The 14,813-nt window shown below is 37.6% G+C and carries 14 protein-coding genes and 2 tRNA genes; 9 read left to right on the top strand and 7 right to left on the bottom strand.

All coding sequences use genetic code 11. From position 1 onward, the window contains the following. The first annotated feature begins 32 nt into the window (after window positions 1-32). From PK943_01075 to PK943_01065, 3 genes are all read left to right on the top strand, one after another. Window positions 33-1,370, top strand: coding sequence for a potassium transporter TrkG (locus PK943_01075; protein HRN77806.1), 1,338 nt, complete (start codon window positions 33-35; stop codon window positions 1,368-1,370). An 18-nt stretch (window positions 1,371-1,388) separates the two neighbouring features. After that, window positions 1,389-2,030: a TrkA family potassium uptake protein gene (locus PK943_01070; GenBank protein HRN77805.1), complete on the top strand. Its 642-nt coding sequence runs from the start codon at window positions 1,389-1,391 to the stop codon at window positions 2,028-2,030. A gap of 179 nt (window positions 2,031-2,209) precedes the next feature. Further along, window positions 2,210-2,506, top strand: coding sequence for an RNA-binding protein (locus tag PK943_01065; protein ID HRN77804.1), 297 nt, complete (start codon window positions 2,210-2,212; stop codon window positions 2,504-2,506). 122 nt (window positions 2,507-2,628) lie between these two features. Here the strand turns inward: PK943_01065 and rplU are convergent, their stop codons facing one another. Further along, window positions 2,629-2,958 (bottom strand): 50S ribosomal protein L21, encoded by a 330-nt coding sequence (gene rplU / locus PK943_01060; GenBank protein ID HRN77803.1) that lies wholly within the window; start codon window positions 2,956-2,958, stop codon window positions 2,629-2,631. Between the two features lie 140 nt (window positions 2,959-3,098). Next, window positions 3,099-5,717, bottom strand: a complete 2,619-nt coding sequence (mutS, locus tag PK943_01055; GenBank protein HRN77802.1) for a DNA mismatch repair protein MutS — start codon at window positions 5,715-5,717, stop codon at window positions 3,099-3,101. Between the two features lie 88 nt (window positions 5,718-5,805). Here mutS and PK943_01050 point away from each other — a divergent pair, with 88 nt between their 5' ends. Next, window positions 5,806-6,318: a peroxiredoxin gene (locus tag PK943_01050; protein HRN77801.1), complete on the top strand. Its 513-nt coding sequence runs from the start codon at window positions 5,806-5,808 to the stop codon at window positions 6,316-6,318. Between the two features lies 1 nt (window position 6,319). Here the strand turns inward: PK943_01050 and PK943_01045 are convergent, their stop codons facing one another. The 5 genes from PK943_01045 to uvrA form a co-directional block, all read right to left on the bottom strand. After that, on the bottom strand, window positions 6,320-7,168 hold the full coding sequence (locus tag PK943_01045; GenBank protein ID HRN77800.1) for a hypothetical protein: 849 nt from the start codon (window positions 7,166-7,168) through the stop codon (window positions 6,320-6,322). A 126-nt stretch (window positions 7,169-7,294) separates the two neighbouring features. After that, window positions 7,295-7,660: a nucleotide pyrophosphohydrolase gene (locus PK943_01040; protein HRN77799.1), complete on the bottom strand. Its 366-nt coding sequence runs from the start codon at window positions 7,658-7,660 to the stop codon at window positions 7,295-7,297. 9 nt (window positions 7,661-7,669) lie between these two features. Beyond that, the gene (locus PK943_01035; protein ID HRN77798.1) at window positions 7,670-8,809 is read right to left on the bottom strand and encodes an ankyrin repeat domain-containing protein; all 1,140 of its coding nucleotides are present in this window, start codon (window positions 8,807-8,809) and stop codon (window positions 7,670-7,672) included. A 49-nt stretch (window positions 8,810-8,858) separates the two neighbouring features. Beyond that, window positions 8,859-10,079, bottom strand: a complete 1,221-nt coding sequence (locus PK943_01030) for an ankyrin repeat domain-containing protein (GenBank protein HRN77797.1) — start codon at window positions 10,077-10,079, stop codon at window positions 8,859-8,861. A gap of 61 nt (window positions 10,080-10,140) precedes the next feature. Then, window positions 10,141-12,723 carry an excinuclease ABC subunit UvrA gene (gene uvrA / locus PK943_01025; protein ID HRN77796.1) on the bottom strand — a complete coding sequence of 861 codons (2,583 nt, stop codon included), beginning with the start codon at window positions 12,721-12,723 and terminating at the stop codon, window positions 10,141-10,143. A gap of 178 nt (window positions 12,724-12,901) precedes the next feature. On the opposite strand from uvrA, the gene PK943_01020 reads away from it, so the two are divergent. From PK943_01020 to PK943_01000, 5 genes are all read left to right on the top strand, one after another. Further along, window positions 12,902-12,977 (top strand) — tRNA-His (locus PK943_01020). Between the two features lie 66 nt (window positions 12,978-13,043). Further along, window positions 13,044-13,119: transfer RNA gene (locus tag PK943_01015), tRNA-Pro, on the top strand. A 148-nt stretch (window positions 13,120-13,267) separates the two neighbouring features. Beyond that, entirely contained in the window at window positions 13,268-13,567 is a 300-nt protein-coding gene (locus PK943_01010) for a hypothetical protein (protein HRN77795.1), read from the top strand. Between the two features lie 11 nt (window positions 13,568-13,578). After that, window positions 13,579-14,382: a restriction endonuclease gene (locus tag PK943_01005; protein HRN77794.1), complete on the top strand. Its 804-nt coding sequence runs from the start codon at window positions 13,579-13,581 to the stop codon at window positions 14,380-14,382. A gap of 41 nt (window positions 14,383-14,423) precedes the next feature. Next, a complete protein-coding gene (locus PK943_01000) occupies window positions 14,424-14,801 on the top strand; it encodes an ankyrin repeat domain-containing protein (protein ID HRN77793.1) in 378 nt (125 codons plus the stop codon). Window positions 14,802-14,813 lie beyond the last annotated feature (12 nt).

Raw genomic sequence — 14,813 nt, 5'->3', positions numbered from 1 at the left:
TTATAAACCATATTTTTTAGTAAGGAATCATAATGAGCGCCAAGAATTTAGCCCACATTCCCCCCGGACGTATATTATTGCTTTCTATAATAACAACTATTTTGCTTGGTACAATTTGTCTTCTATTACCTATTTCACGCGTCACCTCTGTTCCATTAATTGATCTTTTCTTTACCGCAACATCTGCTACCTGCGTTACCGGGCTATTTACCATCTCCCTTGATCAGTTTACGTTTTTTGGACAAGCTGTCATTTTGGCACTTATTCAAATTGGTGGCCTCGGTTTGATTACCATGACCGTATTCTTAATCACATTGTTTGTAAATATCGGCATGGGCGCACAGTTAATGGCTGGTCAAATTTTAGAAATTGATTCGTGGAACAATGTAAAGCGACTTTTATTATTTATTATTATTTTGACTCTTGGTACCGAATTAATAGGTGCCTTACTTATTTACAATGCCATAGATCACGCATCAATTGATCACGCTTGGTTTTATGCATTATTCCATGCTGTCTCATCATTTTGTAATGCTGGCATAACAACTACCATTAAAATGATTGATTACCAACGCAATTGGTTAATGCTTGCAGCAACAATTATGCTTATGTTTTGTGGCGGATTTGGATTTGTTACCTGGCGCGAAATTCTCCGACGTATACAAGCCTACATAGGTAAAAAACGTTATAAATTCTCTTTACACAGCAAGCTCATTATCTATGTATCAATCATGCTGATAATCATATTTAGTATCATATTTTGGATACTTGAGCATGATAATACCTTACTTGATTTGAATGTACCACTCAGCATACTTAATTCAGTTTTTCATGCGGTATCATTTAAAAGTACAGGCTTTGTTACAATGGTACCCATTCAATTACAACTTGCTACGTTACTCATGATCATGATTTCAGGTTTTATCGGTTCATCACCGGGATCAACTGGTAGCGGGATTAAAATTACTACATTTTCTGTTTTTTTAGCTACCATAAAAGCTGCAATTACCGGAAAAACTTCAACAGAAATACAAGGTAGGCAAATACCTCTTGAACAAGTATACAAAGCCATAGCAATAATTGCGTTTGGATTTACGTGTATTATCTTTACCACATTTTGCCTGCTCATTACGGAAAAAAATACTCCATTTTTAACAATATTATTTGAGTCAGTTACAGCATTTACCAATCTAGGTATTTCACTTGGGTTAACATCACATTTATCGCCTATTGGTAAGGCATTCATTATTATGAATATGATCGTTGGCCGTATTGGATCACTCACCCTCATACTGGGTCTAAAATTCAGAAAACGCACTGAGTCCACTACGCGCATAAAATATCCAGAAGAACGTGTTATGCTTGGTTAATTAATTAAGGAATATGGTATGAAATTTTGTGTTATTGGATTAGGACGATTTGGCCAACAAGTAGCAAAAGTGCTTGCCGATAACGGCATGGAAGTTATGGCCATCGATAGCAATGAATCAATTGTAGCTTCGATTAGAGATAGTGTTACCCAAGCCATCTGTATGCGCGTCACCGACGAAGATTCACTACGTAGCGTAGGGGTAGATGAGATGGATACGGTGATTGTTGCCACAGGTGAAAACTTTGCACAGTCTATCCTGATTACTGCTCTACTCAAAAAACGACTACATATCCCACAAGTTATCGCCCGCGCTATCAATGATATACATAAAGAAATATTGACCATTGTAGGTGCTGACCGAGTCATTTTACCAGAGCAAGAAATTGGTATAAAAGTTGCCGATAACCTTAGCTCCCCCTTTATTGACCTGATACGCCTGAGTAAAGACTTCTCTATCAGCCAAATTAGAGCGCCCAAAAGCTTTGTAGGAAAAAGCTTGAAAGACCTGGCATTATTTGTCAATTATAAGGTCTATTGCATAGGCTTGAAAGAAGATGATAACGTTATATCTATAGACCCGGGGCACGTGGTCAAAGCACATGATAAGCTCATCTTTGCAGGCCATAATGACAACCTGAAACAACTGGCAGATCTGTAAGCCTCATTTATAAATTAGTTGTTTAATTATTGTATCAGTATGGTATACTAAGGTATGTAAATGAATCGTATTATTTTCTGTAGAAAGGAATCGTGGCTCGCGTAAAGTATCCTGGATAGAAATATCCCAAACCAATTGAATTAGAATATTGAATAACATTTTTCTCTCGAAGTATTTTTATGAAATTATATATCGGCAATTTGCCTTACTCAGCAACTGAAAACGAACTTAAAGACCTTTTTTCTCAGCATGGTACTGTAGTATCAGCTAAGATCATTACCGACAAATTCACTGGCCAATCAAAAGGCTTCGGCTTTGTTGAAATGAGTTCAAATGACGAAGGCAATGCAGCAATCCAAGGCGCAAATGGTGCAGACTTTAAAGGTCGTAACATTAAAGTGAACGAAGCTCGCCCAGTTCAACCGCGCAGCAACGATCGTCGCTCAGGCGGCAGCAACTATAACCGTTACAACTAAGGTTATAGGTTAAGTTGAATATTGAAAGCCCGCTATAAAAAGCGGGCTTTTTGCTTGGGCAAAAAAATAAGGCATAAAATCAATCTGATTCTATGCCTACAATTTTTTAATAAACTATTATATTACACTGATTCAATACGAACCACGGTAATCGGTTGTCTATGCCCGCGCTTTACACGTACTTTTTTACGACGTTTAAACCTAAAAACGGTAATTTTTGGTCCACGCATCTGCTTAACGATAGATGCTTTAATTGGAGTTGTAAGGTGTGGTGTACCTACTTCAAAAACTCCATCAGCATTCTTACGGAAAAGCACCTCATTGAATTGAACCGGTGTTCCAGCTTCACCTTCAAGTTTCTCTATGGCAACAGTTTTGCCTTCGATTGCTTGGTATTGTTTACCGCCGGTTTGAAAAATAGCGAATTTTGAGACTGAATTAATTTGTTCCATCAAATGACCCTATAATCTGCAAGACTTGAATCTATATTACGTAATAATTCTGGATTATTGATGCTATCATTCTAGCATAGAAGCTATGCCAGGTCCAGTATAAAATAGCATTTTAAGCCATTCATTACTAATAGAAATCTCTATCCTTGTAATTCTTTAAGCTCCCATAATACATCAAATGCCTTTTTAGGGGACAATTCATTGTAATCAATGGTTTGGAGTTTCTGTAATAGTAGCTCTTTTTGCCCGAGGACTTGCCTTAAGGCGCTCATTTCTGATTCAAGCTGGGCTATTTTTTGCGATTCTAAGCCTACCACCGGCTGAGCCAATGCGGCCTGGACCGGCAAACTATGGCTTACATCCAGCTGATTGACAAGTTCTTGGGCACGCGCAATAACACGTGGTGGCAATTGGGCTAATTTAGCCACTTCTACCCCAAAGCTACCATCAGCAACCCCTTTTATTATCTTGTATAAAAACACGATACCTTGATTTGTTTTCTTACTGGCTGCATAATAGCTCACCACCCCTGGATAACGTTCCTGTAAATGGGTTAATTCATGATAATGCGTTGCGAACAAACAGCGGGATCCAATATGTTCATACAAAAATTCAACTACAGATTGAGCAATAGCCAATCCATCAAACGTACTGGTACCACGGCCAACTTCATCTAAAATTACCAAGCTATGTTGAGTCGCTAAAGCACATATAGATGCCGTTTCTTCCATTTCTACCAAAAAGGTACTTTTACCTTCTGCTAAATTATCCCCTGCACCTATACGCGTAAATACACGATCAAACAATGGTAATTGTACAGCTTGGGCAGGAACAAATGACCCCATCTGTGCTAAAATGCCTATTAATGCCACCTGACGCAAGTAGGTAGATTTCCCGCCCATATTGGGGCCAGTAATAATCCATAAAGACTCTTGATCATTAAGTATCGTATCATTGGGAATAAAGCGACTATTTTGTTGTTGCTCAACCACTGGATGACGACCATTCGTAATGTGAACAATTCTGTGTTGGTTGAATACAGGTCGGACATAGCCATTATTATATGCCACCTTACTCAAGCCTAATAATGCATCAAGATGTGCTAATGCATGTGCTAACTTACGCAATGGCGTTATATACACAACTACTTCTTGTTTAACGCGATTGAATACCTCTTGCTCAACTGCAGTACATTCATCTCGTGCTCGCAATATAGCACCCTGCAATGACTGTAATTCATCAGTCATATAGCGTTCTTTGCCGGCTAATGTCTGCATGCGATTATAATGCATTGGTACTGCATCAGTATTAGATTTAGTAACTTCAATATAATACCCTTGCACTTGATTATAACGAATCTTCAAAGAGCCAATACCGGTAGCCTGTTGCTCTTGAGCTTCAAGCTCAACGATCTTCTGATTACCATTTGCAGCAAGATCACGCAATTCATCTAAACGCGCATCAAAACCTGATTGAATAATCCAATCTTTGCTACTATCTACATTAATTGCTGCATGTAACAAACCATGTAATCTTGTAAAATCAGTTATCTGGCTTAAAATAACCTGAAATAATGTTACGTGTGTATACGGCTGCAAAAGTGCAACTATGGTTGGCAACACATTAAGCGCATGTAACAATGCAACAAAATCATGTAATTGTGCACGGTGCAATGCAATACGGCCAACTACACGTTCAATGTCACCAATTTGCTTCAAGCGATCTTCTAATTGTTGTGCCAATGAGACATCCTGCATACAAGCGTCCACTACATCTTGTCGTTGCACAATGGCTTCTTGCTTGACCAACGGACGAAGCAACCATTTTTTGATCATACGGGAACCCATAGCAGTAGTCGCACCATCTATAACTGAAAATAACGTATTTTTATGACTTCCATCTTGTGTATTTTTGACAAGTTCCAAATTACGTTGAGTTGCACCATCTAATAGTAAAAAATCATCAGGCTTATATATATGAACATGATTGAATTGTCCCAATGCAACTGCTTGGTTTCTCCGTACATATGCATAAAAATAATATAGGGCTAATCGCAATGCTTCCTGTTGCTGTATTGTATTCACAACTTGTGGCTTAAACTGTTGTTGCAACCACGCATCAATTTCAGTTTGTTCTTGTGCAATATCTACATCAATAGCAGTCGTAAAATAACCAAGTTTTTTTACATATGTTTGTAGTGCTTGTCCCGACTGATTACGTGGTATAATGATTTCATCCGGAAAGAAGCGAATTAATTCTGATTCCAAAACTTTTTCTGCTTGTGCGGGCAATACCGTTGCAAATAATTGTGCAGTTAATAATTCCCCACACAATAATCCCCACTGATCTTGCATCGGAAATAATGAAAATAAATAAGAAGCAGATTTTTCATCAAGCAACTTTGCATCTGTAAGTGTTCCTGGTGTAAGTACTTGTGTTACACCGCGCTTGACTACGGTACCGGGGCGTGGTTTTTCTAGCTGGTTACAAATTGCGACCTTAAAACCACCCTTAATTAACTTTGATGCATAATGATCCAATGCATGAACCGGCACACCACATAAAGGAATAGGTTCTCCCTTATTTTTGCCACGTGCAGTAAGTGCAATTCCTAAAAATGCAGCAGCTTTTTGCGCATCTTGGTAAAAAAGTTCATAAAAATCACCAACTTGAAAAAGCAATAATGCATCTTGATATTCATTTTTGATATCATGATATTGTTGCATTAATGGAGTATTTTTATCATTATCGTGTGTCATATATTTCTATCGCTACTTAGTATGGTATAAAGTAGTGAGTATAACAAAGCTTACTGTATGATGTAAGCTAAAATAACAAAGGAGTATCATGTTAAACAAATTAATGGTGTATACACTCATATGCACATTTGTATGCATATGTTTTGTACCATGCGCTTGGGGCAAAAAAATAAAAATTCATGATGCTGCACCAGATTTTTCTTTATTAGACAGTGAAGGCAACGTCCATACATTATCAGCTCTGCGTGGTAAAAAAGTCGCGCTTTACTTTTATCCAAAAGATAGCTCCCCATACTGCACCAAACAAGCTTGTAACTTACGAGACAATTTTGCAACACTAAAAAAAGAAGGTATCACTATTCTTGGCATAAGTAGCGGATCGACTAAGAGCAAACAAAAATTCAAAACAAAATATCAGTTACCATTTCCACTTCTGCAAGCGGATAAGAAAACGCTCAGGGCATATGGCGTGCATGGCTTTTTGACTAAGCGAAAAACATTCTTAATTGATGGCAATGGAACCATTGTTGATATTATTACCAAAGTAGATGTCAACAATCACACGCAACAAATTATTAATGGATTTAAGAAATCAAGTTAATTTATTGCTCTTGATTATCTTCTTCAATAAATAGAAAATGTTCTATTTCATTGCTCAATATGTTTTCATATTTTTGCAAAACATGTAACAGGTCAAGATAATCAATATCTTCTTCTGCTACTGTCAACAAAGGCTGTATTTCTAATGAAAATTCATCAATACTCATACTTACTCGTTGCTCAACTCGTGAGGCTTCTTGTTGTAGTGGTATAGAGAAATTCATTTTTTTTGCATACATGTATCCGAGCAATTTTTCTGCCCGTTCTACCAAACGCCTACTTACGCATATCAAACTATCTTTATCAATAGTAGAACCACGACCAGAAGAACGATGATTCAATACGCGCTGTATATCTTTTTGCATATGTTGCATTAAGGGTATGCAGCGCGAACAATGCGTATCAAAACTTTTGATCGATTGAGTATAAATAATATGATTCATTGAATCACTAATAGTATGTGATACAAATTCATAAACAACTGCCATAATAGTAATGCCCAAAATATTTTTACCCGTACTGGCTACCCAAGAACCAAACTTACTAAAATAATCAGCTGCTGGAGAAATAGATGGCGGAGTAACTTCAGGTTGAACGGTATTTGATTTTTGTTCTTGCGTATGAGCAAAAGAATGTGCAATCGAATACACCTCAAATGCAAATGCACCGCATGTCATTCCCCCTACCGTATACAAAAGCGCCTTACGTAACTGGACATCACGCGTGATACGCTCTGCATGCTTGACAACTTCTTGATGATTAACCGTGGGTAGCAAGACCTCTTGCGTGGTACATGTGACAATGCTATGCATCATCAATAAACCCAACATCAATAATTTAAAAATATTCATTATGTATAGCCCTACCATACCAAAAAAATAAGATACTTTTTCAAGTATCCCTTATAATACTACATTAATATATCTATGCAATGGCTGTAAGCCCTATAGAATTACCAAATTGAATATACCAAATTATTATTCGCGATAGGTAGTATATTTGTCAGAGCGTCCTTTGACCTTATCAATCGGATATTTTTCAGCATTTAACGCCATCTTTTTTGCATAAGCAGCACTTAAATCTATTTCACACACATTGGCCAGAGAAATAAGATACGCAAGCACATCAGCCATTTCATGCTCGAGTTCAGTACGTTTGGCACGCGCTAGTTCCCATGATGCATTATTATCACACCATTGAAATAGCTCCATTAACTCTGCAGCCTCTATGCTCAAGCTCATGCTCAGATTCTTGGGTGTATGGAACTGAGTCCATTCACGTTCCGCTACAAACTGCCGCATAAAATTTTTGATATCTTGTATGGTTGTTTTATTATCTTGCATTAAACATCCTTAATCTTTTTTATATTCGTGTATTAATTGCGCAATTTCTTCATTTACCGCTACATCTAATGGTGTTTTTCCATCATTATTTTTTGCTTCTTTATGAGCTCCTGCAGCCAATAATTGTTTTACAACCTGTGGTCTGCAGAATCCTAGTGTTCCATACCAACCTCTAGCAGCTAGATGTAATGGCGTGTTACCAAGTGGATCCCTCGCATTTATTTTTGCTCCTGCCTGCACTAATAATTCTATATTTCTTGGATTATGACAATCACGAGCTGCTAAATGTAATGGTGTGTCCCCAGCGTTATCTCTCACATCTACTTGTGCCCCCGCCTGCACTAATAGTTTTATAGCTTTTCCGTCAACATCAACTTGATAACTAATATTTAAACGACCTTTATACGCTGCCAAATGTAACGGCGTTCTTCCTGTTGGACCCATTATATTTACATCTGCTCCTGCCTGCACTAATACTTCTACAACTTCTGGAGCACCATACCCTGCTGCCAAATGTAACGGAGTAAAACCCTGTGTATTTTTTGCATTTACCTGTGCTCCTGCGCACACCAATGACTTTATAATTTCTGGCTTTGCATACGAAGCATACCAACCAGCAGCAACCTGATGCAATAGTGTGTTCTTCCCGCACTCTTTTACATGGACATCTGCCCCTAATTGCAGTAATAATTGCACCCAACCATGATTATTTCTTCTTACCATCCTCTGTAAATAACCGTCTATTAACCATTTGTTAAGTGATTTGCTAAAATTAGGGTCTTCCTGTCCTATTTTTTTTGCTAGCAAAAGCTTATTGAGCAAAAAAAATTTATTGAGTGACCTATTGATAGCACGTAGCTTTGCAAACATTTTCAGGAATTGATCAAATTTATTATTAGCTGTTTGGAAATCTGTGTATATATACGATGTGGTTAATAATAGCTCCATAGGTTCATACGCTTGATCAATAATTTCTTTCCAAATATCTTCCGGTAATCCAGTGGTTTCAAAGATGCCTAATTGAACAGAAGTTTCGTGAAACGGTATAATCGATGATTGAAATGCTTGTTCATATGATCTCTTCATACCATGGCATATATCTTGGAAACACATCATTGGTACTAAAAAAAATATTAATCGCAGAAACATATCCACTCCCTACTCACATGTATCTTGTACGGTTGTTTTATAAACATCCTTAGTCTTTTTTATATTCACGTATTAATTGCGCAATTTCTAGACGCCCTTTTTTCTTCTCTGCCAAATCCAATGGTGTTCGTCCATCATTATCTTTTGCATGTACGTCTGCCCCTGCTTGTAGTAATAGCCGCACAATTTTTTTTGGTACACCCCAATCAACTGCCCAATGTAATGGTGTGTTTCCATACATATCTCTTGCATTTACCTCTGCACCTGCATCCAGTAATTCTTGTAATACTGCAGGCCTACCCCATCTAGCTGCCCCATGTAGTGGTGTGCCCTGATGAAAATCCCTTGCTTCTATATCTGCCCCTGCGCGCAATAATGTTTGTATAGCTTCTAACCTATATGGAATCTGTACATATAGATTACTAGTGCTAACTGCTACGTGTAGAGGTGTTTCTTCTCGATTATTTTTTGCTTCTATATCTGCACCAACTTGCAATAATGCATTAATAGTATTTAAACAACACCGCTCAATTGCTAAATGTAATGGTGTTTGCTTATTGTAATTTTTTGCATTTACGTCTGCTCCGAATTGCACTAATAATTGTATACTCATTGGGCAACGTGCATTAACAGCATAATGTAAAGGAGAATCGCCATTAATATCTTCTGCCTGTATATCTGCCTCTGCTTGTAATAATAGATTTGCAACATCTAATCTCCTATTCATAATAATTAGATGTAATAGACTTTTCCCACTAAAAATTTGTCTACTTGGATTTGCTCCCGCTTGAAAAAATATGCGTGTCCAAAAAAAATTGATAGGAAAATTAATTTTCAAAAAACAATCAAACGTATGTATTCCCAAAAAATATCCCACATAGGTATCTAATACTTGTTGCTTCAAATTATACTTTTTAAGCATAAGGACTATGCGTGCTGGCGATAGAAATTGCTTCAAGTACTTATTCGTTGCACGCAATGTTGTAATTAGCTTTATTCCTCCTAATGCTTCATCTTTATAATTAAAAACGTAATAACCAACTAGTCCCGATAGGGGCAATATTTTTATAGGAGTAAAAGCGTGATCAATAATTTCTTCCCACATATCTTCCAGTAATCCAGTTGTTTCAAAGATGCTTAATTGCGCAGAAGTTTCGTGACACGATATAATCGATGGTTGAAATGCTTGCTCATGTGATCTCTTCATGCCATAACACATATCTTGCACACACACCATTGGTACTAAAAAAAATATTAATTGCAGAAACATACCCACTCCCTGCACGCATGTATAATGAATATTGATGAATTTAAGCTCTTTTGATTATAGTTTATTTTTTCAAAAGTTGCTTGAGATATGTACCCGTATGACTTTTTCTGTTCTGTGCTACTGCATGTGGCGTACCGGTAGCTACAATAGTACCGCCACCATCACCACCTTCTGGGCCAAGGTCTATAAGATAATCTGCTGTTTTGAGGACATCAAGATTATGCTCAATAATGATCATTGAATTTCCCTTGTCTACCAATTTATTGAGCACCTGTAGTAATTTTTGAATATCATTGGTATGTAGTCCGGTCGTCGGTTCATCTAAAATATACAAAGTATCACTGCCACGTTTGGCAAGCTCTTCCACAAGTTTGATACGCTGAGCTTCACCACCAGACAATGTAGTAGATGGTTGACCAAGCTTGAGATAATCAAGTCCTACATCACTGAGTAATTGTAAACGTTTTGCAATATGTTTATGTGCTGCAAAAAATAGTGCCGCTTGGTACGCAGTCATTTCTAATACATCAGCAATAGTTTTACCTTTGTAGGTAATTTGTAACGTTTCTGTATTATAACGTGATCCTTTACACACTTTACAGGTCATTTTGACTTCCGGCAGAAAGTGCATTTCTACTGTAATGGTGCCTTCACCCTTACATGCTGAACAACGCCCTTCCGGCACGTTAAAACTGAAACGCCCCAACGTATATCCGCGCGCATTACTTTCTGGCAATCCTGCAAACAATGCGCGTATTTGATCAAAAATTCCTAAATAAGTTGCCGGGTTTGAACGCGGCGTACGACCAATTGGCTTCTGATCAATAACTACTAAATTTTGTAATGATTGAGCACCTTCAAGATTTATATCATGAGACGTCTTTGAACGCTTAGTACCTGCTAATTCACGTTCAACTGCTGGCACTAATTCATGCATAATTAATGAACTTTTACCAGACCCTGAAACGCCAGAGATACCACATAACACACCAAGCGGAAATGCAACGGTAAGATCCTGCAAGTTATTTGCCGTAGCGTTATGTAAGGTCATGTATGATTTTGGCGTACGCACTGACGTTGGTACAACAATCATACGCTTACCAGCCAAGTATGCACCGGTTAATGATTTATCATTTTTCTTTAACTCTGTAGGAGTTCCTGCAGCTGTTACCGAACCGCCCAAGGTACCGGCAGCAGGACCCATATCAATTAGATAGTCTGCCTGCTCCATAGTATCATGGTCATGCTCTACCACAACCACTGTATTATCTTGATCGCGTAATTTTTTAAGTGTTTCGATCAGACGATCATTATCGCGTTGATGCAAACCAATACTTGGTTCATCCAAAATATATAATACACCAGACAATGAGGACCCTATTTGTGTTGCTAATCGAATCCGTTGCCCTTCACCACCGGACAAAGTAGCAGCAGAACGATTTAAGGTTAAATAGCCAAGACCAACATCATACAAAAAGGTCAGGCGATCAATAATTTCTTTAATAAGGCCATGACCAATTTCTTTGGCAGTCGGGTCAAGTTTGAGTGTTTTGAAAAACTGTAATGCATCTTTGATTGGATACTCACACACTTGGTATATGTCTTTATCATCCAACGTAATTGCCAATGCAAATTTATTCAGACGTTTGCCATAACATTCACGGCATGTATGCTCCGTTGCATACTTACCAAAAAATGATGGATATTCTGCTTTCCACGCATTCGGATCATTATCACCCCAAGGCCATTCATGAGTAATTCCCAAACCATGGCAACCAGGACACGCACCAATTGGTGAATTGAAAGAAAATAATCGTGGTTCCACTTCAGGTACTGAACCGCTACATTTTACACACATACGGTGTGATGAATAGAGATATTCCTCATGTCCTACAATAACTTTGCACATGCCGCCCGCATGCTTAAATGCAGCCTCAATAGCCTCCTGCAAACGTGAACGTTCGGCAGAGGTTATTTCAACCACATCAATTAAAATATCAATCGTGTGTTTTTTTGTTTTCTTTAAATTAAGTGCATGAATTTGATCCACTGCAGTAAATTTATGCCGTTCACCGTCAATCATAAACCGATATAATCCGGCATGAAATAGTTGCGTTAATTCATTAACAAATTCGCCCTTTTTTTCTTGCGCATAAGGGGCAGCAATGGTAACCGTTTTATTAGCAAATTTTGCACTCAATAGTGCGGTAATTGTATCAGGAGATTGTGCTGAAATAGCGGTATGACAATCAGGACAATGTACTTGACCAATACGTGCAAAAAGCACCCGTAAATAATCATATAATTCAGTAATAGTCCCTACGGTAGAACGCGGATTACTGCTTACCGTTTTTTGCTCTATAGCAATAGAAGGACACAATCCTTCAATACGGTCAACATCGGGTTTTTTTGCAGTACCTAAGAATTGGCGTGCATATGCCGAAAGCGACTCCATATAACGCCGTTTACCCTCGGTAAAAAGAACGTCTAAAGCAAGAGAACTTTTACCTGAACCTGATGGCCCGGTAATCACCGTTAATTTGCCCTTGGGGATAGCTACGTTAATGTCTTTTAAGTTATGCTCGCGTGCACCGAATACTTTGATCCAATCGGTGTTTTTGAGCGTTTTGCTTTGTTTTGACATATTAATTCTTGAAATTATTAGATTTTTCTACCCAATTCCTATTTATCATTAGTATAATATTACCATATCGCCCACCGCCTGACAAATGAGGCAAATGTGGCTTAAAAGACCAAATTTCTCTTTGATTTTTAACCAAAAGCACGTATACTACTATGCGTACTTATCTTTGAAGTATATGGTGAGTGTAGCTCAATCGGTAGAGCGCCAGGTTGTGGTTCTGGAGGTCATGGGTTCGATCCCCATCACTCACCCCATTAAATTCGCACTATTTTAGTTGCAAGTCAGATAGAATCTGTTACTATAACTAGCATATTTGGTGTCGGGATGTGGCGCAATCGGTAGCGCACTCGCTTTGGGAGCGAGGGGTTGCCAGTTCGAGTCTGGCCATCCCGACCATTTTTTTTACTCTCCATAATTATATCCTATATCCTAATTCACATAATCCTAAGCATTATTACAACTGTTGTTATGCTTTTATTGCTTGAATAACCTCCGATGATTTATAGTATCAATATATAAATCACGTAAAAAAGGGAGTATCGCTATGAAAATAAAAGCACATGCATTTGCACTCGCATCTACCATAGTAACCACTGGTATGTATGCACTTGCTACTATATTAATTAAAGTATTTCCAAGTTCTGCATTTGAGTATGCTGCACCACTATTTCACCTTGATCGTCTTAAATTAGTAAAATACCTCAAACCATTTTTTGCAATACGACCAATTAATTTTGCAATTGCACTTGCAGAAATTTCTATTTATACATACGTCTCATCATTCATACTTATTGTACTTTATAACTTATTTGCAGGTTATTACCGTAGAGGCCGCAAAGAATAACGAGACTATTGATGCCACACTATGTTGAAAAAACATCCGGCGAAAAAGAACTATTTGATGCAGAAAAACTAAAACGTTCTTTAAAAAAAGCTGGTGCAGATGGTAATCTGATTGATGTTATTCTGCGAGAAATAACAGCACAACAGCCACAAACTACGCAGGAAATCCATGCGATTGTGAGTGGCTTCTTGCAAAAAATTACCCCACCAATTGCTGCACGATATAACTTAAAACGTGCATTGATTGAATTGGGCCCCATAGGGTTCCCCTTTGAACAATTCATAGCACATATTTTACAAGCACAAGACTTTCATACAAAAACAAACCAAATAATACGCGGTGCATGTGTAGAACATGAAATTGATGTTATTACAGAAAAACAACATAAATATGCCATGGTAGAATGCAAATTCCATAATAGTTTAGGCACAAAAACTGATATTCAAGTTGCCTTATATACACAAGCACGTTTTGAAGACATCAAAAAAACAGAACAATTTCATGAAGCATGGATTGTTACCAATACACAATTTACATCAGAGGTTATCAAATATGGTGAATGTATGCGTATACAATTACTGGGCTGGAATTATCCGACCAGCAAAGGACTTGCACACTTAATTGATACACTTGGCATTCACCCTATCACTGCCCTGCAAGAGTTAACTGCGCAACACAAACGTGAATTAATCAAACAGGGACTGGTGCTATGCCGCGATGCCAATAAATATCAACATGCATTCAAGAGTCTTGGCTTTACTGATCACAGAATAAAAAAAATAATTGAACAAGCTGAAGCTGTCTGTAGACTATAAAACATATTGATTAATTTTTTATACCAGTCAGAAAGAAGTCCATGAAAAAATTATATGTACCATTTTTTGTTGTATGTACCGGCATTCAGCTACTTAGTATGGAATCTTCCCATAAAAAAGATTTAGATCAACAAATACAATCTAAGCTTGATAGATCTTATTGGCATAATGCGGAAAATATTATGGAAGAAATTGTCCACTTAATAGAACTAGGGGGCAATCCTGACTTTCAAGATAATAATGGGAACACACCATTACATATCGCCTGTGGTAATAACCGTATTGCTATGGTTCAAACACTTATTCAATGCGGCGCTAGCACTCACATAAAAAATAAAAGTGATAATACTCCCCTTGACAGTGCCAAAAATGCTGAAAGTATAGAAATTATACATTTTTTAGAACAAACAAAAAGCTAACAATTTATTTCA

The organism is Candidatus Dependentiae bacterium (assembly GCA_035445995.1).
In the GTDB taxonomy this organism is placed as follows: domain Bacteria; phylum Babelota; class Babeliae; order Babelales; family Vermiphilaceae; genus DAOMRS01.
Note: the sequence above shows the minus strand (reverse complement) of the source record. Positions and strands in the feature narration are given on the sequence as shown.